The following is a 19685-nucleotide window of genomic DNA, read 5'->3' as shown; positions in this document are numbered from 1 at the left end:
GATGATATGAAAAGCACATCGACAACTAACAGAACTGAATATTACAAAATCAGTAGCTTTATCTTTCTCTATTTCTTTACCTGGTCTGCCAGTATTGGACTGCTGGCGATCTGGCTTGGCCAGAAAGCCAATCTCAGCGGCTCGGTGATTGGAACCGTTTTTGCGGTGAACGGGATATTCTCCGTTATTCTTAAACCGATCTACGGCTATATTCTCGATAAGATCGGCATGAGCAAATACCTGCTCTATTTTGTGGTGATCATGTCGGCCCTGATGGCGCCGTTCTTTATTTACGTATACCAGCCGCTGTTAATGTCTAATACCCTGCTGGGGATTATTATCGGCGCGCTCTATTTAAGCTTTGCCTGGTACGCGGGTGTGGCGGCGTGCGAATCGTATTCCGACCGCTTTAGCCGCTTAAACGGCATGGAGTTCGGGCAAATTCGCATGTGGGGTTCGCTCGGCTGGGCGGTGGCATCGTCCTTCTCCGGCCTGCTTTTTAACCTCTCACCGGCGTATAACTTTATTCTCGGCAGCGTGGCATCGGTGGTGATGCTGATCGTCCTGCTGAGCCTGAAAGTGAACACTAACTCCATTCACGCGGGCGAGGTGCTGACGAAAGAGAAAATCGCCCCGTCAGACGTTTACGCCCTGCTGCGAAACCGCAAATTCTGGGCCTTCTGCCTGTACGTGGCGGGCGTGGCGTGGATGATGTTTATCGCCGAGCAGCAGTTCTCGCGCTATTTCGTCACCTTCTTCGATGATATTCATGAGGGCAACGCGGTATTCGGTTATCTCGGGACCGTGCAGTCGGGCATGGAATTTGTCATGTATATGGTGGTCCCGCTGTTTGTGAACTTTATTGGCGCCAAACGCGGGCTATTAATTGTCGGGCTGGTGGTCGGGGCGCGTCTGATTATTTCCGGCATGTGTGATTCTCACCTGTTAATTTCAGTGCTTAAGCCGCTGTACGGTCTGGAAATTTGTCTCCTGCTGGTGTCGGTATTTAAATATATCGCCGAGCATTTCGACAAGCGCGTCAATGCCACCATGTATTTACTCGGCTATCAGGCGATGCTCTACGTTGGCAACGTGGTGGTCTCTTCCCCTGCTGGCTATATGTATGACCGTATTGGCTTTGAGCACACCTATATCATCATGGGCGCAACGGCGCTGACCTTTACCCTTATTTCTGCTTTTACGTTATCCGCCTGTCAGAGCAAATGGCGCGGGGCTCGTGCGCTGAACGTAGCAGAAACGTCAACACGATAAATTACGCCGTCAAAGAAGGAACCGAAATATGTTAAGTCGTATCAAAGAAGAACGTCTGCCTGTTATCGCTGCGCCCGTTGACTCCCGCGCATTCAGCGATGAACTGAATTCGGCGCGCAGCCACGTTCTGGACCTGATTAGCCGTCATTTAACGGAGTTCGGCGACAAATTCCCGGCGGAAACCTGCCAGAACGGTTTTTATCCGCTGACTGACAACGTGGAGTGGACCACCAGCTTCTGGACCGGGCAGCTATGGCTGGCATGGGAGATGAGCGGCGAGGAAAAATTCCGCGCGATGGCGGAAAAACACGTGCGCTCGTTTGGCCTGCGCATCGCCGGGCGCAACGACACCAACACCCACGATTTAGGCTTCCTCTACACGCTCTCCTGCGTAGCCGCGTGGCGGCTGACCGGAAACCGCGAGGCTTCTCGCTGCTGGCGGCGGAAGCTCTGCTGGAACGCTTCCACGAGAAGGCGAAGATCATCCAGGCGTGGGGCGATCTCTCCGATCCGGACCAGGCCGGGCGGATGATCATCGACTGCAACATGAACCTGCCGCTGCTCTACTGGGCAACGGAGCAGACGGGCGATCCGCGCTTTGCCGACGCCGCAAAAGCGCACGTCATGCAGGCGGCGACGTACCTCATTCGTGACGATGCCTCCACCTTCCACACCTACTATATGGATGTGACAACCGGCGCACCGCGCTACGGCAACACCCAGCAGGGCTACGCCGACGACTCCTGCTGGTCACGCGGGCAGGCGTGGGGAATTTACGGCTTCCTGCTGAGCTATATCTATACCGGCGACGAGACGATGATCGCCCTGTCAAAACGGCTGGCGAACTACTTCCTCAATCGCCTGCCCGAAGACTACGTCTGCCACTGGGATCTGGCGCTGGTGGGCACCGACGCGCTGCGTGACTCTTCCTCGGCGGCGATTGCGGTATGTGGGCTGCTGGAGCTGGTGAAACACCTGCCGGTCACGGATCCGGATCGCGAGCGCTATATGGAGTGGGCTAAAGGCATTATGTCGTCACTGACGAAACACTATCTGATGGGGAGAGAAGAAAAGGGCAACGGGCTGCTTAAACACTCGGTTTACCACCTCGGGAGCAACAAAGGCGTGGATGAGTGCGCAAGCTGGGGAGATTACTTCTACGTTGAGGCGCTGGTGCGTTTCACCCGGAGCTGGAAACTGTACTGGTAACTGGCCGGGGGATTACCATCCAAGCACATCTTTAATGACGCGCCGGTAGGGCGTATCAAGCTGGGCAGGCACGCGGCAAATATAGTCCTGCGCATGGCTGCGGGTCTCTCCGCTGAGGCCGTCGAGATAAGCGATGGCTTCGTCCACGGCAGGAACCCTGCCTTCCTGTGACGCGCTTCTCGGCGGGAGCCCGGTCCAGATGATCGCTTCAATACCTTTCTCCCTGGCCCATGTTGTCAGGATACCCGTGTCGCGTCCGGTGATTAGCAGCGAGCCAATACCATCGCAGCGATCCTCGGGAATGGCTTCGCGCTCACGCAAAGCGCGGCAGGCCACGCTCAACGTTGTGGCCTCCAGCCATGCCCAAAGCACCGGCACGGCAGGGGCATTCATACAGATGGCGGTCGCCAGTTCACCGCCATCGCTGACCCGACAGAACTCGACGGGCAAAGAAGGCCCGTCGGTCTGCCACTCACCGGCTACCGGTAACGCGCCGCTTTTCCAGATTAACGAACCCCAGCCAAGACAAGCTATTTTCATTCTGTTCCTCTGCGCGACGTGAACCGACTGTTTTAGACGTTATGCTTTAGGAATACGCAGCGTCTGGCCGGGATAGATTTTATCGGGGCTGGAGAGCATAGGGCGGTTAGCCTCAAAAATCTTGTTGTACTGGTTAGCATCGCCGTACACGGTTTTAGAGATCGCGCTCAGGGTATCGCCGGATTTCACCGTATAGTAAGTAGCTTCATCTTTGGCATCTGTCGCGGTGATGTTGTTCTCCACCTCGCTGACGCCTGCGATGTTGCCGACGGCGACCTGGATTTTTTCTTTCTGCTCCTGCGTCAGCCCGTCGCCCGTCACGCTGGCTTTGCCGTCGGTGACGTCAACCTGAACCTTATCGGAACCGGGAATGTTGAGTTTCTTGAGGTGCTCGGTGATTTTGTCGCTCTGACCCTTATGATCGGTCAGATTGTCCCACAGCTTTTCGCCTGCTTCTTTTACGAAATTAAAAAGACCCATTCCATCCTCCTGTTTAACATGAAGTCAGAATAAGCATAGCAGTTGAGTGTTAAGGTGATAAAAAAAGCCCGGTGGCGTTAACGCTTACCGGGCCTGGGAGGGAAGTTGTAGGCCGGGTAAACGCAGTGCCACCCGGTAAATTTCACAGAACTTAAACCCCTTGCTCCAGAATACGAATATGGGTTTCCAGAACGTCCCCTTTCACCGCGTCGCTCCACGCTTTCATATGCGCGGTCTGCAAATGCGCTTCAAGGTGCGCGACGGTTTCCCACTGCTCAACCATGATGATCGAGTCTGGCGCGGTCGCCTGGAAGCTTGCGCTGGTGGCGGCGTCCACCATTGGCGCGTAGCCGTGGCAGCCTTCTTCTTTCAGTACGGTCGGGATGATCTTTGCGAACTCATCCAGCACCGCCTGGCGGTGATGTTGGCCAGGACGCGTACGGATTTCAGCAATAACGGTAAGCATAATTAACTCCTTCTAATTCCAGGCTACCAGTTAAGCAAAAATTTCCGCGAGATGCTTGCGATATTCTGCGATATAGCGTGGGACGTCCGGCATTTTAATTACGTCATTGACGATAAAGGTCGGCAGCGGCTCCATAGCCAGGAACTGATTCGCCTTGTGGAATGGCAGATACGCGCCGTCTACGCCTACGCCTTCAAAGAACTGATCTTGCTCGGTGAACGCTTCAAGCGGGGCATTCCAGGTCAGGGAGAGCATGTATCTCTTGCCCTGCAACAGGCCGCCGGAACCGTATTTTTTAGACGCGTCTGAGCGGGTGCGGCCGTCGCTGGCATACAGCGAACCGTGACCTTCGGTAAACACATCGTCCATGTATTTTTTCACGGTCCACGGTGCGCCCATCCACCAGCCCGGCATCTGCCAGATAACCACTTCGGCCCACAGGAAGTTCTGCACTTCGGCCTTCACGTCGTAATCGCTGTCCGCGCGCACGACCTTAACATCATGTCCGGCGTCGCGCAGGAAACCATCCGCGACCTCGGTCAGGGTGTCATTGAGCTGGCCTTTAGAGTGCGCAAATTCTTTCGCGCCGTTGATAATCAGAATGTTGCTCATTATTTGTCCTCGATGCTGAGAGTATGCCAGGTATTCTACGCGCGAGGACGGAGCGGAAAAATAAGCAAAATGTGCAAAGTCTTTTGCGCTCAGCGCAATAATGGCTACCAGCTGACGGTCACCTCAAAGCCCCCTTCAGGCGCATTGCCCAGCGAGACGCGCATCCCGTGTAACGCCGCGATGCGCTTCACAATAGACAACCCCAGACCGCTGCCGGTGGCGTCCTGGCCCGGTGGACGATAAAAGCGCTCGCCGAGACGCGCCAGCGCATCGGTTGAAATGCCCGGGCCGTTGTCGCGCACGGTAAAGCTTAGGGTGTTCAGCGTCACGTCCACCACGCTGCCGCGCGGGCTGTAACGAACGGCGTTGTCCAGCAGGTTACGCGCCAGCAGGCTCAGCAATAGCGGCTGTCCGTGACGCATTACCTCGGGCGCGTTGACGTTGAGCCGAATATCAATGCCCGCCTGCTGCGCCGGATGCCAGATATCCAGCACCGCGGATTGCAGCAAATCGGCCATCATCACGGGTTCGACGTCATCAAGATTATCCAGTGAATCCAGGCGCGACAGGGTGAGAAGCTGGTCCACCAGCCGGGAGGCGCGGTCGATGCCCGCATGCAATTGCCCCAGCGCTTTAGACTGCGCCTCGGGATCGTCAAGGGAAAGCTGCGCCACGTCGGTTTGCACCTTCAGCGCGGCCAGCGGGCTGCGCAACTCATGAGCGGCATCCGAGGTGAAGCGGCGCTCGCGGGCCATCATCTCCTGCGTACGGGCGAAAAGATGGTTAAGCGCATCAAGCAGCGGGCGAACCTCCGTCGGCACGCCGTGTGTGGGCAGCGTATCGGTCGCATCCGGCGAGCGTGAACGCAGGGTCTGCGCCAGGTTTTTCAGCGGTTTCAGTTCCCGGCTCAGCAGGACAATCAGCAACAGCAGCATTACGGGCAGCGCCACCAGCCACGGCGTCAGCTGCGAGCTGACCACGTCCAGCGCCATATCTTGTCGGTACTCCCACTCCTGGCCAACCACCACGCGGTATTTCCCGTCCGGGGAGGTCAGCCACAGGAAACGCCATTCGTCGTTGTCATCCTGCAACCGACCGTCATCAAATCCGTCCCGGCGGTAGTGATAAGGTATGTCGCGCCCGTTCTCACCGTCGTTAAGCACCATGCTGCCGTCTGCGGTGAAGATTGCGAAGGCCAGCGCATCGTCGTCAAGATGGCCGTGTTTGGCTTTTTTCGGCACCTCGCGCATGCGTTCCGGGGCGCGGAGTTCGTCCACGTCCATCGTCAGCAGCCGTTTGGCAAACAGCATCTGCTGGGTATCGAACAGCTTATCGAGCTTGTCGGTCGTCTGGTGCCAGGCCACCACGCTTGCGGCAAACCAGGCCGCCAGGGACAGCAGCAAAAAGAGGAGCGTCAGGCGCAGCTTCAGGCTCAGGCGTTGGGTCAGTTTCATGCGTCACCCAGGGTATAACCGATGCCGTGCACGGTGCGGATAAATTCGCTGCCGAGCTTGCGGCGTAAATGATGAACGTGGACTTCGACGGCGTTGCTGGAGACGTCATCATCCCAGTTGTAGAGTTTCTCTTCAATGGCCTTGCGCGGCAGCACGCGGCCCGCGTTGCGCATCAGCAGTTCCAGCAGGGCGAACTCTTTGGGTTTGAGCACCAGCGTTTCGCCCTCCAGCGTGGCGACAAGACTTGCCGGATCGAGCGTGACCTTGCCGTGACGCAGCTCGCTGCGCGCCTGCCCGTGGCTGCGGCGCACCAGCGCTTCGAGGCGGGCTGCCACTTCAATCAGCGCGAACGGCTTACACAGGTAATCATCCGCCCCCAGGCGTAACCCTTCGACGCGCTGATTCAGCGCATCCCGCGCGGTGAGGATCAGCACCGGTTCGCTCTTACCGCTTTCGCGCCAGGCGCGCAGGATCTCAAGCCCGTCGATTTCCGGCAGCGTCAGGTCCAGCACCACGGCATCGTACGGCGCGGTGTACAGGGCCGCCTGCCCGGTTTTACCGTCGGTAAACCAGTCCACGTTAAAGCCTATTTTGCTTAAGCCCGCTTTGATGCCATCGCCGATGAGTTTGTCGTCTTCTACCAGTAAAATGCGCATATTTCCTCCTTGATGCCGTCAGTAAACCTTCTGCAAGCGCCTGCTGTACAGTAAAAATAAATAAATTTTCCCCTTAAGAAGTTGTTAAGGTTTACCCTGTTTAATGGATTGTGAAACGACATTAAAGGGAGAGATTAAGATGAAAAAATACGCTGCAATTGCTGCCATCATGATGATGACCACTGCCCCTGTTTTTGCTGCACAGGGTGGCTTCTCTGGCCCATCTGCGACACAGACCCAGACGCAAACCCAGCAGGGTGGCTTTGTCGATAATAACGCCAACCTCACTACCGCGGCTAAAGTCAAAGATATGAAGGACGACAGCTGGGTGAAGCTGCGCGGTAATATTACCGAGCGCCTGTCCGATGACCGTTACACCTTCCGCGATGAAAGCGGCACGGTGGTGGTGGAGATCGACCACAAGCGCTGGAACGGCGTGACGGTGACGCCCCAGGATAAAGTCGAACTCCAGGGTAAAATCGATAAAGACTGGAACGAGTTTGAAATCGACGTGAAGCAGGTTATCAAGCTGAACAAATAACCCGGAAAGGGCCGCATGAGCGGCCCTTTTTCTTTGTGACTCAACTCGCCAGATGAGGTAGTATCTGCGGCAATATTGCCTGAAACCCATCGGTTTCTGAGTTGAGGAATCACACGTAATGAGCGATATGGCAGAGCGCCTCGCGCTACATGAATTCACGGAAAACGCCTACCTGAACTACTCCATGTACGTCATCATGGACAGGGCGTTGCCGTTTATCGGGGATGGCCTGAAGCCCGTTCAGCGCCGCATCGTCTATGCGATGTCCGAACTGGGGCTGAATGCGACCGCCAAGTTCAAGAAATCCGCCCGTACCGTCGGTGACGTGCTGGGGAAATACCATCCGCACGGTGACAGCGCCTGCTATGAAGCGATGGTGCTGATGGCCCAGCCGTTCTCTTACCGCTATCCGCTGGTGGATGGTCAGGGGAACTGGGGGGCGCCGGACGATCCGAAATCCTTCGCGGCGATGCGTTATACCGAATCCCGTCTGTCTAAATATGCCGAAGTGCTGTTGGGCGAGCTGGGCCAGGGTACGGTCGACTGGGTGCCAAACTTCGACGGTACGATGCAGGAGCCGAAAATGCTGCCTGCGCGTCTGCCGAACATCCTGCTGAACGGCACGACCGGTATCGCCGTGGGCATGGCGACGGACATTCCGCCGCACAACCTGCGTGAAGTGGCGAAAGCGGCCATCACCCTGATTGAGCAGCCAAAAACCTCGCTGGACGATCTGCTGGAGATCGTGCAGGGGCCGGACTATCCGACCGAAGCCGAGATCATCACCTCGCGTGCGGAAATCCGTAAAATCTACCAGAACGGCCGCGGCTCCGTGCGCATGCGCGCGGTATGGACCAAAGAGGATGGCGCCGTGGTGATCACCGCGCTTCCGCACCAGGTCTCCGGCGCGAAGGTGCTGGAGCAGATTGCCTCCCAGATGCGCAATAAAAAGCTGCCGATGGTGGACGACCTGCGCGACGAATCGGACCACGAAAACCCGACCCGTCTGGTGATTGTGCCGCGTTCTAACCGCGTGGATATGGAGCAGGTGATGAACCACCTGTTCGCCACTACCGATCTGGAAAAAAGCTACCGCATCAACCTGAACATGATTGGTCTGGACGGTCGTCCGGCGGTGAAAAACCTGCTGGAGATCCTCACCGAATGGCTGGCCTTCCGCCGCGATACGGTGCGCCGCCGTCTGAACCATCGCCTGGAGAAAGTGCTTAAGCGCCTGCATATCCTCGAAGGTTTGCTGGTGGCGTTCCTCAACATTGACGAAGTGATTGAGATCATTCGTACCGAGGACGAACCTAAGCCTGCCCTGATGTCGCGCTTTGGCATCAGCGAAACCCAGGCTGAAGCGATCCTCGAACTGAAGCTGCGCCATCTCGCTAAGCTGGAAGAGATGAAGATCCGCGGCGAGCAGAACGAGCTGGAAAAAGAGCGCGATCAGCTTCAGGCGATTCTGGCGTCCGAGCGCAAGATGAACACCCTGCTGAAGAAAGAGTTGCAGGCCGATGCCGACGCCTTTGGCGACGACCGTCGTTCTCCGCTGCATGAGCGCGAAGAAGCGAAGGCGATGAACGAGCACGACATGCTGCCGTCCGAGCCGGTGACCATCGTGCTTTCCCAGAGCGGCTGGGTGCGTAGCGCCAAAGGCCACGATATCGACGCGCCGGGTCTGAGCTACAAGTCCGGTGACAGCTTCAAGGCGGCGGTGAAGGGCAAGAGCAACCAGCCGGTGGCGTTTATCGACTCCACGGGCCGCAGCTACGCTATTGATCCGATCACGCTGCCATCCGCGCGCGGGCAGGGCGAACCGCTGACGGGCAAGCTGACGCTGCCGCCGGGCGCCACGGTTGACCATATGCTGATGGAAGCCGACGATCAAAAACTGCTGATGGCGTCTGATGCTGGCTACGGCTTTATCTGCACCTTTAACGATCTGGTGTCGCGTAACCGCGCCGGTAAAGCGCTGATCAGCCTGCCGGATAACGCACACGTCATGCCGCCGCTGATCATCGAGAACGAAAGCGATATGCTGCTGGCGATCACCGCTGCCGGACGCATGCTGATGTTCCCGGTCAGCGATCTGCCGGAGCTGTCGAAAGGGAAGGGCAACAAGATCATCAGTATCCCGTCAGCGGAAGCGGCAAAAGGCGAAGATAGCCTGGCGCATCTCTTCCTGCTGCCGCCGCAGAGCACGCTGACCATTCATGTCGGCAAACGTAAGATCAAACTGCGTCCGGAAGAGTTGCAGAAGGTGGTTGGCGAGCGCGGACGTCGCGGCTCACTGATGCGTGGCCTGCAGCGCATCGACCGCGTGGAGATCGACTCGCCGGCGCGCAGCAAAGCGGACGACAGCGAAGAGTAACCTGTTTCATCCCCCCCTCTTTCCGGAGGGGGATTACCATAAAATTTCCCGTAAAAACGTTGTTAATTCGTGCGTTGCGATTAACAATACGCGCTCGTAATAAAGTCCTTACCTGGCCACAGGTGAAGTATAATTGTCAGCTGTCAGGGCTTCAGAGGTCGCTATGCTATACATTGTTCGTCTTATTCTTACCGTTATTTACTGCATTCTGGTCTGTATTTTCGGATCGATTTATTGCCTGTTCAGCCCGCGTAACCCAAAACATGTCGCGACGTTCGGGCACATGTTTGGTCGCCTTGCGCCATTGTTCGGCCTGAAGGTTGAAAAGCGTCTGCCTGAAGGGGCGGAGAATTTCGGTAACGCCATCTATATCGCTAACCATCAAAACAACTACGATATGGTGACGGCCTCAAATATTGTTATTCCGCCGACCGTAACCGTCGGGAAAAAGAGCCTGCTGTGGATCCCGCTTTTCGGCCAACTGTACTGGCTCACCGGTAACTTGCTGATTGACCGCAACAACCGTGCGAAAGCGCATGGCACCATTGCGGAAGTGGTGGATCAGTTTAAAAAGCGCCGGATCTCAATCTGGATGTTCCCGGAAGGGACGCGCAGCCGCGGTCGCGGCCTGCTGCCGTTCAAGACCGGCGCGTTTCATGCTGCAATTGCGGCAGGCGTTCCAATTATTCCCGTGTGCGTTTCCAATACATCGAATAAGATTAATCTTAACCGTCTGAAAAACGGACTGGTCATTGTCGAAATGCTACCGCCGGTGGATACCTCCAAATACGGTAAAGACCAGGTGCGCGAGCTGGCCACGCACTGCCGCGAGCTGATGGCTCAGCACATTGCACAGCTCGATAAAGAAGTTGCAGAGCGAGAAGCCGCCGGTAAGATTTAACCCGGTTTCGTTCAAGGGAAAACGAATTCCCGCGTTGTTAGTCGTTTCAGATGGAGCTTATATGTCACTCAGTCGGCGTCAGTTTATTCAGGCTTCGGGTATCGCCCTTTGTGCGGGTGCGATGCCGCGGACAGCCAGCGCCGCCGGGCAGCAACAGCCGCTGCCTATTCCGCCGTTGATTGAATCCCGTCGCGGGCAGCCGCTATTCCTCACGCTTCAGCGTAGCCACTGGTCCTTTACCCAGGGAACGCGCGCGCAGGTATGGGGCATTAACGGACGCTACCTCGGGCCGACCATTCGCGTGTGGAATGGGGATGACGTCAAGCTCATCTACAGTAACCGGACGACGGAAAATGTCGCAATGACCGTCAGTGGGTTGCAGGTGCCGGGGCCGCTGATGGGCGGCGCGGCGCGCATGATGTCGCCGAATGCCGACTGGGCGCCCGTCCTCCCGATTCGTCAGAGCGCGGCGACATTGTGGTATCACGCCAACACCCCGAACCGCACCGCCCAGCAGGTCTATAACGGCCTGGCCGGGATGTGGCTGATTGAAGATGAGGTCAGTAAAACGCTGCCGATCCCGAATCACTACGGTGTTGATGATTTCCCGATCATTATTCAGGACAAGCGTCTGGATAACTTCGGTACGCCGGAGTACAGCGAGCCGGGCAGCGGTGGCTTTGTGGGCGATACGCTGCTGGTTAACGGCGCGCAAAGCCCGTATGTCGAAGTGTCTCGTGGCTGGGTGCGCCTGCGTCTGTTGAATGCCTCTAACTCGCGCCGCTACCTGCTGCAAATGAGCGACGGCCGCGCCCTGCATGTGATTTCAGGCGATCAGGGGTTATTACCTGCGCCGGTGTCGGTGAAACAGCTGGCGCTGGCGCCGGGCGAACGTCGTGAAATCCTCGTGGATATGACCAACGGGGATGAAGTGTCCGTGACCTGCGGCGAAGCGGCAAGCATTGTTGACCGCATTCGCGGCTTCTTTGAACCGTCGAGCGTTCTGGTCTCCACGCTGGTGCTGACGCTGCGCCCGACCGGCCTGTTGCCGCTGGTGACCGACAGTCTGCCGATGCGCCTGCTGCCGCAGGAAATTGTGACCGGCCCTGCAGTACGCAGTCGCGATATCAGCCTTGGCGACGATCCGGGCATCAACGGCGCGCTGTGGGACGTAAACCGTATTGATATCACCGCCCAGCAGGGAACCTGGGAGCGCTGGACCGTCCGCTCGGAGATGCCGCAGTCGTTCCATATTGAAGGGGTGTCATTCCTGATCCGCAACGTCAACGGGGCGATGCCGTTCCCGGAAGACAGGGGCTGGAAAGACACCGTCTGGGTGGATGGGCAGGTAGAACTGCTCGTCTACTATGGACAGCCGTCATGGCCGCACTTCCCGTTCCTGTTCCACAGCCAGACGCTGGAGATGATGGACAGGGGGTCGGTAGGGCAGATGCTGGTGAATCCGGCACCGTAAAACGAGTCGGGTGGCGGCTTCGCCTTACCCGACCTACAGGCCCGTAGGCCCGGTAAGCGTAGCGTCACCGGGCAATAAATACCCCTTCATTTCCCCCGATAAACCAGCGTATAATCCCGCTCCTTTTGTCTATTTTTTCTTCGGAAGCATTATGAGCGCAATTTCCCTGATCCAGCCGGATCGCGACCTCTTCTCCTGGCCCCAGTACTGGGCAGCCTGCTTTGGACCGGCGCCGTTCCTGCCGATGTCCCGGGAAGAGATGGATCAACTGGGCTGGGACAGCTGCGATATCATTCTGGTGACGGGTGATGCGTATGTCGATCACCCGAGCTTTGGCATGGCGATCTGCGGCCGTATGCTGGAAGCTCAGGGTTTCCGCGTGGGGATTATTTCTCAGCCTGACTGGAACAGCAAAGACGACTTTATGCGTCTGGGTAAACCTAACCTGTTCTTTGGCGTGACCGCGGGCAACATGGACTCGATGATCAACCGCTATACCGCGGACCGTAAGCTGCGTCATGACGACGCTTATACGGCAGATAACGTGGCGGGTAAACGTCCCGATCGCGCGACCCTCGTCTACACCCAGCGATGCAAAGAAGCATGGAAAGACGTGCCGGTGATCCTGGGCGGCATCGAGGCGAGCCTGCGCCGCACCGCGCACTACGACTACTGGTCTGACACCGTGCGCCGTTCGGTGCTGGTGGATTCGAAAGCCGACATGCTGATCTTCGGCAACGGCGAGCGTCCGCTGGTGGAAGTGGCGCATCGCCTGGCGCAGGGTGAAGCGGTCAGCGAGATCCGCGACGTGCGCAACACCGCGATCATGGTGAAAGAGGCGCTGCCGGGCTGGAGCGGGGTGGATTCCCGCATTATCGATATGCCGGGCAAAATCGACCCTATCCCGCACCCGTACGGTGACGATCTGCCGTGCGCGGATAACAAACCAGTTGAGCCGAAGAAAGCGGAAGCAAAGGCCGTGGTGGTGCAGCCGCCGCGTCCGAAGCCGTGGGAAAAGACCTATGTGCTGCTGCCGTCATATGAGAAGGTCAAAGCTGACAAGGTGCTCTACGCACACGCCTCCCGTATTCTGCACCATGAAACCAACCCGGGCTGTGCCCGCGCGTTGATGCAAAAGCACGGCGAGCGTTATATCTGGGTTAACCCGCCGGCGATCCCGCTCTCTACCGAAGAGATGGACAGCGTTTTTGCCCTGCCGTACAAGCGTGTGCCGCATCCGTCATATGGCAACAGCCGTATTCCGGCGTACGAGATGATCCGCTTCTCGGTCAACATCATGCGCGGCTGCTTCGGCGGGTGCTCCTTCTGTTCGATCACCGAACACGAAGGTCGTATTATTCAGAGCCGTTCCGAAGAGTCGATTGTTAACGAGATCGAAGCGATTCGCGACACGGTCCCGGGCTTTACCGGCGTAATCTCCGATTTGGGTGGTCCAACGGCTAACATGTACATGCTGCGCTGCAAATCGCCGCGCGCTGAGCAGACCTGTCGTCGTCTCTCCTGCGTCTATCCGAGCATTTGCGAGCATATGGACACCAACCACGAGCCGACGATCAACCTTTACCGTCGCGCCCGTGACCTGAAAGGCATCAAGAAGATCCTGATCGCCTCCGGCGTGCGTTACGACATTGCGGTGGAAGATCCGCGCTACATCAAAGAGCTGGCGACGCACCACGTTGGCGGTTATCTGAAGATCGCCCCGGAGCACACCGAAGAGGGCCCGCTGTCCAAAATGATGAAGCCGGGCATGGGCAGCTATGACCGCTTTAAACAGCTGTTTGATACCTTTTCAAAACAGGCGGGGAAAGAGCAGTATCTGATCCCATACTTCATCTCCGCGCACCCCGGCACCCGTGATGAAGACATGGTGAATCTGGCGCTGTGGCTGAAGCAGCGTCGATTCCGTCTGGATCAGGTGCAGAACTTCTACCCGTCGCCGCTCGCCAACTCGACGACCATGTATTACACCGGCAAAAACCCGCTGAGTAAGATTGGTTATAAGAGCGAAGACGTGGTGGTGCCGAAAGGGGATAAACAGCGCCGTCTGCACAAAGCGCTGCTGCGCTATCACGACCCGAAAAACTGGCCGCTGATCCGTCAGGCGCTGGAAGAGATGGGGAAAAAGCACCTGATCGGCTCGCGTCGTGATTGCCTGGTGCCTGCGCCAACGCTGGAAGAGATGCGCGAAGCGCGCCGCCAGAACCGCAATACGCGCCCGGCGCTGACCAAGCACACGCCAATTGTGCATCAGCGTTCGAACGGTGGGGCTTCGGGGACGAAAAAAACGGGAAAACGTAAGATCGGATAACGATGATGCCCTCACCCCGGCCCTCTCCCACAGGGAGAGGGTGGAAAGCATTCCCTCTCCCTGTGGGAGAGGGTTAGGGTGAGGGGAAACTACCCGCCGAACTGATCCGGGTCCGGCCCTAAACGCTTGCCCTGATCCAGCTTCGCAATTTCACCCAGCTCGTCTTTATCCAGGCGGAAATCCCAGACGTCGAAGTTCTCGGCTATACGCGATGGCGTGACCGATTTCGGGATCACCACCAGACCGCTATCCAGATGCCAGCGAATGACGATCTGCGCCGGCGTTTTGCCGTACTTATCCGCCAGCTCGCGGATAATTTTCTGGTCAAACACCCCTTCGCCGCCCTGAGCCAGCGGGCTCCAGGATTCGGTCTGGATCTTGTGCGTGGCGTTCCACGAATGAAGCTGGCGCTGCTGCATCAGCGGGTGTAGCTCAATCTGGTTAATCACCGGCGCGACGCCCGTTTCATCAATCAGGCGTTGCAGATGATGAACCTGGAAATTACAGACGCCGATGCTTTTTATCAGCCCCTCTTTTTGCAGCTCAATCATCCCTTTCCAGGCATCAACGTAATGGTCGATAGCCGGTACCGGCCAGTGCATGAGATAAAGATCGACGAAATCGAGCTGGAGTTTCTCCAGGCTCTCCTGCAACGCTTCGCGGGGACGCTTTTGATCGTCGTTCCACAGCTTGGTGGTGATGAATAACTCATCGCGGGGAATGCCAGCGCTGGCAAGCGCGGTCCCCACGCCGTCCTCGTTTTTATAGGCGGCGGCGGTATCAATGGACCGATAGCCGACTTCCAGGGCTTTATGAATGGCGGAGACGACCTCGTCGTTACCGGCTTTCCATACACCTAGCCCCAGCTGGGGCATCACGTTGCCGTCCTGTAGCTTGATTACGGTTTGGTTTGCCATTTTTCCTCCTTCAGGTGCTCATCGCCGGAGGGAACCTCCGACGATGTGATGTGCATTAAGTCTGGACGAAATGTCAAAAAACGAAAGTCAGGATCCTAAAAACGCTTAGCGTGCCGCTTCGTAAATACGACGGCTGACGTCCAGGGTGATGTCGCCGTGCTCGCCGATCTGCGTCATACCGTGTGCTTCCAGCTTCGCCAGCAGGGCAGGGATGGAGCTGCCGTCCAGGCCGTAGTCAGAGAGACGCGTTGGCACGCCCAGGCTTTCAAAGAAGTGACGGGTGGCTTCAATTGCGGCATCAATACGCGCATCGTCGGAACCCTCGGTGATGTTCCACACGCGTTCGGCGTACTGGAGCAGTTTGGCGCGTTTAGCGTCACGTTTTTCATTCCACAGCGCAGGCAGAACCACCGCCAGCGTCTGGGCGTGATCCAGGCCGTGCATCGCCGTCAGCTCGTGACCGAGCATATGGGTCGCCCAGTCCTGTGGCACGCCTGCACCGATAAGGCCATTCAGTGCCTGTGTTGCAGCCCACATCACGTTAGCACGCACGTCATAGTTTTCAGGCTCTTTCAGCGCTTTCGGACCTTCTTCAATCAGCGTCAGCAGAATGCCTTCCGCGAAACGATCCTGAATTTTGGCGTTCACCGGGTAAGTGACGTACTGCTCAACGGTGTGAACAAAGGCGTCGACCACGCCGTTCGCCACCTGACGCGCAGGCAGGGTATAGGTGTAAACCGGATCGAGGATCGCGAACACGGGCTGAACATGTTCGTTCATAAAGGCCTGCTTGTCACCGGTGGTTTTACGGGAGATGACCGCGCCTTTGTTGGACTCAGAGCCGGTGGCCGGCAGCGTCAGCACGGAGCCCATCGGGATCGCACTGCTGATGTCGCTGCCGCCCGTTTCCAGAATATGCCACGGGTCGATGCCGTCAGCGTAATGCGCTGCCGCCGCGATGAATTTGGTGCCGTCCAGCACGGAACCGCCGCCCACCGCCAGCAGGAAAGTGATCTGCTCCTCACGGGCGATTTTTACCGCGTTCATCAGCGTTTCATAAGACGGGTTAGGCTCGATACCGCCGAACTCGCGTACGTCCAGCCCTTCCAGAGCGCTGTAAACCTGATCCAGTACGCCGGTTTTTTTCACGCTGCCGCCGCCGTAGGTAATCAGGACGCGGGCGTCCGTCGGGATTTGCGCGCGCAGGTCAGCGATAGCGTCTTTACCAAACAGAATGCGGGTTGGGGTGTGAAGATTAAAGTTGTTCATGGCTTGTTCCCTGTAGTGGGTAGAAAATCGTGGTGGCGCAGAAGGCAACCTGATGCTGCACATTGTGGCGGGCAGGCGCTATCCTCTCAATGCACATTCCTGCCGATGTCTTGCCCATTTCTACAGCGCTCTGGAGAAACGGTAAGAAAATGCGCACACTGTTAGCGTCGGAAACCGTACCCGGAGTAACTGAAAATGAACCGTGATGCCATCTGCCGCCAGCTAACGTCGCAGATTAAAAGACTGATAGATAACGGAAATGATTCGGCTGAGCTGTTGCCGGATATCCGATTGCTCTACGGTACCCAGCCCGGAACGCGCACCCCGGTGATGTATCAGCCCGGCATCGTGTTTCTCTTTTCTGGCCATAAGATTGGCTATATCAATGAGCGCGTGTTCCGTTACGACACCAATGAATATCTGCTTCTGACAGTACCTTTACCCTTCGAATGTGAAACTTTCGCGACAGAGGAGGTACCGCTGGCCGGGATCCGCGTCAACGTCGACATTCTCCAGTTGCAGGAGTTGCTGATGGAGATTGGGGAGGACGAACTTTTCCGGCCGTCGATGGCGGCAAGCGGTATCAACTCCGCGACCTTATCGGAGGAAATTCTCTGCGCGATTGAACGCCTGTTAGACGTGATGGAAAGGCCTCTGGACGCGCGTATTCTCGGAAAGCAGATTATCCGCGAAATTCTTTACCATGTGCTGCTGGGACCGGGCGGCGGGGCGCTGCTGGCGCTGGTAAGCCGGCAAACGCACTTCAGCCTCATTAGTCGCGTGCTGAAGCGCATCGAGAGCCAGTACACGGAAAACCTCAGCGTTGATCAGCTGGCGGCGGAAGCCAATATGAGCGTCTCGGCGTTTCACCATAACTTTAAATCCGTCACCAGCACGTCGCCGTTGCAGTACCTCAAAACTTACCGTCTGCATAAGGCGCGGATGCTGATGATCCACGATGGCATGAAGGCCAGCGCCGCGGCGATGCGGGTCGGGTATGAAAGCGCGTCGCAGTTTAGTCGGGAATTTAAGCGTTACTTCGGCGTCACGCCGGGGGAAGATGCGTCACGTATCAGAACCATGCAGGGAGCGTGAGGGGAAACGGAGGCCGGGTAAGCGGTAGCGCCACCCGGCTTTTATTTATGCGCTGCAATACTTTTTCTTGATCACCACCGCAATGGTCCCCACCAGCCCTGCAACCAGCAGGAAAATCGGCAGGATCATCAGGAAGGTCATCACCTGGTCTTCATGGCGCTTAACAAAGGGGATCATATTCAGCGCGTAGCCGAGCGTGGTAACCACGCCCACCCAGAGCAGGGCGCTCAGCCAGTTGAAGAACTGGAAGCGGCGGTTAGAGAGGCCTGAAATACCCGCCATGGTAGGCAACAGGGTGCGAACGAACGCCAGAAAACGCCCGGCAAGCAACGCCAGCAGGCCGTGACGGTCAAACATGCAGGTCGCGCGCTGATGATATTTATGCGGCAGCTGCGCCAGCCAGCCTTTCACCACGCGGGTGTTTCCAAGCCAGCGCCCTTGCAGGTAGCTCAGCCAGCAGCCGAGACTGGCCGCAGAGGTGAGGATCACCATTGTTGGTGCGAAGTCCATCACGCCCTTGCCGATTAACGCCCCTGCGAGCAGGAGCAGGCTGTCACCGGGTAAAAATGAGGCTGGCAGTAATCCATTTTCCAGAAACAGCGTCGCGAACATCACGAAATAGACAATCCCGACGACATGTGGGTCCGCCAGCGCGGCAAAATCGTGTTGCCAGAGCGCCGTGATGATATTTTGAATAACAGCCATGGACTTTCCTGTGGAACAGCAGATATAACGCTATTGTACTCCCAATTTTGCCTGTCGGGGTTGATCGCAGGCGCATCTCATACAGACTTTTCTGCTTGCGGTGTTCAGAATAGCGTCCAGGGAGTACATGTCAGCCAGCACTTTACACGATGCGCTCAAATCCTGCCGATAAATCCGCAATTAAATCGTCCACATTTTCCAGCCCGATATGCAGGCGGATTAAGGTCCCCTCGAAGTCCACCTCGCCGCCCGGGCGCAGGGCCGCAATCTGCTCCGGCTGATTGGGCAGGATCAACGATTCAAACCCACCCCATGAATAGGCCATGCTGAAGAGGGTAAAGTTATCCAGATAGCTTGCCAGCTCGGCGTCATTCAGGCGCTTCTTAAGAACAAATGAGAACAACCCGCTGCTGCCCGTAAAGTCACGTTGCCAGTATTCGTGGCCCTTGCTGCCCGGCAGCGCCGGATGGTTAACGCGCTTCACCTGCGGATGCAGCGCCAGCCACTGTGCAATTTGCAGGCTGCTTTCGTGATGCTGACGCAGACGCACGCCGAGCGTACGGATGCCCCGGCTGGTCATGTAGGCGGTATCGGCATCCACCATCTGGCCCATCAGGTAGGCGTTTTCACGCAATTGCTCCCAGCAGCGGGCATTAGATACCGCCGTACCGATCATGCCGTCTGAGTGGCCAATCAGGTATTTGGTCGCCGCCTGAATGGAGATATCGATGTCAAATTCCAGGGCTTTAAACAGCACACCTGCCGCCCAGGTGTTGTCGATCATGATGATCGCTTCCGGCGCTATGCTGCGCACCGCCTTCACGATGGCCGGGACGTCATGTACTTCCATGGTGATGGAGCCGGGAGATTCCAGGAACACAACGCGCGTGTTGGGCTGAATAAGCCCGGCAATACCGGCCCCAATCAGCGGATCGAACCAGCTGGTGGTGACGCCGAGCTTGCTGAGTATTTTGGTGCAGAAGTCCTGGCTTGGCTCGTAGGCGGTATTGGTCATCAGGATGTGGTCACCCTGTTCAACAAACGCCAGAATGGTATTGGCGACCGCCGCCGCACCGCACGGGAACAGCGCGCAGCCCGCGCCGCCCTCCAGTTCGCACATGGCTTCCTGCAACGAGAAATGGGTTAACGTGCCACGGCGACCGTAAAACAGCCCGCCCTTCGCGCGATTACGCGTGGCGATTTTTTTATCTTCGACGGTATCAAACACCAGCGAGGAGGCACGCTGGATCACGCTGTTGACCGAGCCCTGGGTGTATTTTTTACTGCGTCCTGCCTGCACCAGCGTGGTCTCAAGCTGCTTTTTAGTCATGTTCGCTAACCCTATTTTTATACGTCTGGACGTCCAGACTACCACGATTGTCAGAATG

The 19685-nt window shown here is 57.2% G+C and carries 17 protein-coding genes and 1 pseudogene; 8 read left to right on the top strand and 10 right to left on the bottom strand.

All coding sequences use genetic code 11. The features are described from left to right. Positions 1-6 precede the first annotated feature (6 nt). Positions 7-1272 (top strand): oligosaccharide MFS transporter, encoded by a 1266-nt coding sequence (locus HWQ15_RS04485; RefSeq protein WP_022649415.1) that lies wholly within the window; start codon positions 7-9, stop codon positions 1270-1272. A 28-nt stretch (positions 1273-1300) separates the two neighbouring features. Then, positions 1301-2481, top strand: a pseudogene (locus tag HWQ15_RS04480) (glycoside hydrolase family 88 protein). Positions 2482-2493: 12 nt separating this feature from the next. Here the strand turns inward: HWQ15_RS04480 and HWQ15_RS04475 are convergent. From HWQ15_RS04475 to qseB, 6 genes are all read right to left on the bottom strand, one after another. Beyond that, the gene (locus HWQ15_RS04475; protein WP_022649413.1) at positions 2494-3021 is read right to left on the bottom strand and encodes a hypothetical protein; all 528 of its coding nucleotides are present in this window, start codon (positions 3019-3021) and stop codon (positions 2494-2496) included. A gap of 39 nt (positions 3022-3060) precedes the next feature. Beyond that, positions 3061-3501: a peptidoglycan-binding protein LysM gene (gene lysM / locus HWQ15_RS04470; RefSeq protein ID WP_022649412.1), complete on the bottom strand. Its 441-nt coding sequence runs from the start codon at positions 3499-3501 to the stop codon at positions 3061-3063. Between the two features lie 151 nt (positions 3502-3652). Beyond that, positions 3653-3967, bottom strand: a complete 315-nt coding sequence (locus HWQ15_RS04465; protein ID WP_003862506.1) for a putative quinol monooxygenase — start codon at positions 3965-3967, stop codon at positions 3653-3655. 30 nt (positions 3968-3997) lie between these two features. Further along, entirely contained in the window at positions 3998-4579 is a 582-nt protein-coding gene (locus HWQ15_RS04460; protein WP_038416733.1) for an NAD(P)H-dependent oxidoreductase, read from the bottom strand. A gap of 104 nt (positions 4580-4683) precedes the next feature. Beyond that, on the bottom strand, positions 4684-6033 hold the full coding sequence (qseC, locus tag HWQ15_RS04455) for a quorum sensing histidine kinase QseC (protein ID WP_038416732.1): 1350 nt from the start codon (positions 6031-6033) through the stop codon (positions 4684-4686). Next, complete coding sequence (qseB, locus tag HWQ15_RS04450; RefSeq protein ID WP_038416731.1) at positions 6030-6689, bottom strand: quorum sensing response regulator transcription factor QseB; 660 nt, start codon at positions 6687-6689, stop codon at positions 6030-6032. Before qseB ends, qseC begins: the two co-directional genes overlap by 4 nt. Positions 6690-6828: 139 nt before the next feature. Here qseB and HWQ15_RS04445 point away from each other — a divergent pair, with 139 nt between their 5' ends. The 5 genes from HWQ15_RS04445 to HWQ15_RS04425 all read left to right on the top strand — a co-directional run bounded on the left by HWQ15_RS04445 (position 6829) and on the right by HWQ15_RS04425 (position 14311). Beyond that, positions 6829-7230: a YgiW/YdeI family stress tolerance OB fold protein gene (locus HWQ15_RS04445; RefSeq protein WP_022649408.1), complete on the top strand. Its 402-nt coding sequence runs from the start codon at positions 6829-6831 to the stop codon at positions 7228-7230. A 118-nt stretch (positions 7231-7348) separates the two neighbouring features. Continuing rightward, the gene (parC, locus tag HWQ15_RS04440) at positions 7349-9607 is read left to right on the top strand and encodes a DNA topoisomerase IV subunit A (RefSeq protein WP_038416730.1); all 2259 of its coding nucleotides are present in this window, start codon (positions 7349-7351) and stop codon (positions 9605-9607) included. A 163-nt stretch (positions 9608-9770) separates the two neighbouring features. Continuing rightward, the gene (gene plsC / locus HWQ15_RS04435) at positions 9771-10508 is read left to right on the top strand and encodes a 1-acylglycerol-3-phosphate O-acyltransferase (protein ID WP_022649406.1); all 738 of its coding nucleotides are present in this window, start codon (positions 9771-9773) and stop codon (positions 10506-10508) included. 61 nt (positions 10509-10569) lie between these two features. Further along, positions 10570-11982, top strand: coding sequence for a cell division protein FtsP (gene ftsP / locus HWQ15_RS04430; protein WP_023298607.1), 1413 nt, complete (start codon positions 10570-10572; stop codon positions 11980-11982). 151 nt (positions 11983-12133) lie between these two features. After that, the gene (locus tag HWQ15_RS04425) at positions 12134-14311 is read left to right on the top strand and encodes a YgiQ family radical SAM protein (protein ID WP_046618810.1); all 2178 of its coding nucleotides are present in this window, start codon (positions 12134-12136) and stop codon (positions 14309-14311) included. Between the two features lie 89 nt (positions 14312-14400). On the opposite strand, the gene dkgA is transcribed toward HWQ15_RS04425, so the two are convergent. Both dkgA and yqhD read right to left on the bottom strand, forming a co-directional pair. Further along, positions 14401-15228, bottom strand: a complete 828-nt coding sequence (gene dkgA, locus HWQ15_RS04420) for a 2,5-didehydrogluconate reductase DkgA (protein WP_023306942.1) — start codon at positions 15226-15228, stop codon at positions 14401-14403. Between the two features lie 105 nt (positions 15229-15333). After that, positions 15334-16497, bottom strand: a complete 1164-nt coding sequence (gene yqhD / locus HWQ15_RS04415) for an alcohol dehydrogenase (protein ID WP_023330190.1) — start codon at positions 16495-16497, stop codon at positions 15334-15336. 195 nt (positions 16498-16692) lie between these two features. Between yqhD and HWQ15_RS04410 the strand changes: the two genes are divergently transcribed. Further along, positions 16693-17592: an AraC family transcriptional regulator gene (locus HWQ15_RS04410; RefSeq protein ID WP_017382749.1), complete on the top strand. Its 900-nt coding sequence runs from the start codon at positions 16693-16695 to the stop codon at positions 17590-17592. Positions 17593-17637: 45 nt separating this feature from the next. Here HWQ15_RS04410 and yghB read toward each other — a convergent pair whose 3' ends face one another. After that, positions 17638-18297: a DedA family general envelope maintenance protein YghB gene (gene yghB, locus HWQ15_RS04405; RefSeq protein WP_015571869.1), complete on the bottom strand. Its 660-nt coding sequence runs from the start codon at positions 18295-18297 to the stop codon at positions 17638-17640. 142 nt (positions 18298-18439) lie between these two features. Beyond that, entirely contained in the window at positions 18440-19627 is a 1188-nt protein-coding gene (gene metC, locus HWQ15_RS04400; RefSeq protein WP_063148713.1) for a cystathionine beta-lyase, read from the bottom strand. Positions 19628-19685: the final 58 nt, after the last annotated feature.

Origin of the sequence: Enterobacter sp. DSM 30060, assembly GCF_013375955.1 — a bacterium.
Taxonomy (GTDB): Bacteria; Pseudomonadota; Gammaproteobacteria; order Enterobacterales; family Enterobacteriaceae; genus Enterobacter; species Enterobacter intestinihominis.
The sequence above is the reverse complement of the archived record's forward strand: the minus strand, read 5'-3'. Positions and strand labels throughout refer to the sequence as shown.

Bases quoted from the DNA above. Each gene is read 5' to 3' on its own strand.
- HWQ15_RS04485 (WP_022649415.1), top strand. From the start codon at position 7: ATGAAAAGCACATCGACAACTAACAGAACTGAATATTACAAAATCAGT.
- HWQ15_RS04475 (WP_022649413.1), bottom strand. From the start codon at position 3,021: ATGAAAATAGCTTGTCTTGGCTGGGGTTCGTTAATCTGGAAAAGCGGC.
- lysM (WP_022649412.1), bottom strand. From the start codon at position 3,501: ATGGGTCTTTTTAATTTCGTAAAAGAAGCAGGCGAAAAGCTGTGGGAC.
- HWQ15_RS04465 (WP_003862506.1), bottom strand. From the start codon at position 3,967: ATGCTTACCGTTATTGCTGAAATCCGTACGCGTCCTGGCCAACATCAC.
- HWQ15_RS04460 (WP_038416733.1), bottom strand. From the start codon at position 4,579: ATGAGCAACATTCTGATTATCAACGGCGCGAAAGAATTTGCGCACTCT.
- qseC (WP_038416732.1), bottom strand. From the start codon at position 6,033: ATGAAACTGACCCAACGCCTGAGCCTGAAGCTGCGCCTGACGCTCCTC.
- qseB (WP_038416731.1), bottom strand. From the start codon at position 6,689: ATGCGCATTTTACTGGTAGAAGACGACAAACTCATCGGCGATGGCATC.
- HWQ15_RS04445 (WP_022649408.1), top strand. From the start codon at position 6,829: ATGAAAAAATACGCTGCAATTGCTGCCATCATGATGATGACCACTGCC.
- parC (WP_038416730.1), top strand. From the start codon at position 7,349: ATGAGCGATATGGCAGAGCGCCTCGCGCTACATGAATTCACGGAAAAC.
- plsC (WP_022649406.1), top strand. From the start codon at position 9,771: ATGCTATACATTGTTCGTCTTATTCTTACCGTTATTTACTGCATTCTG.
- ftsP (WP_023298607.1), top strand. From the start codon at position 10,570: ATGTCACTCAGTCGGCGTCAGTTTATTCAGGCTTCGGGTATCGCCCTT.
- HWQ15_RS04425 (WP_046618810.1), top strand. From the start codon at position 12,134: ATGAGCGCAATTTCCCTGATCCAGCCGGATCGCGACCTCTTCTCCTGG.
- dkgA (WP_023306942.1), bottom strand. From the start codon at position 15,228: ATGGCAAACCAAACCGTAATCAAGCTACAGGACGGCAACGTGATGCCC.
- yqhD (WP_023330190.1), bottom strand. From the start codon at position 16,497: ATGAACAACTTTAATCTTCACACCCCAACCCGCATTCTGTTTGGTAAA.
- HWQ15_RS04410 (WP_017382749.1), top strand. From the start codon at position 16,693: ATGAACCGTGATGCCATCTGCCGCCAGCTAACGTCGCAGATTAAAAGA.
- yghB (WP_015571869.1), bottom strand. From the start codon at position 18,297: ATGGCTGTTATTCAAAATATCATCACGGCGCTCTGGCAACACGATTTT.
- metC (WP_063148713.1), bottom strand. From the start codon at position 19,627: ATGACTAAAAAGCAGCTTGAGACCACGCTGGTGCAGGCAGGACGCAGT.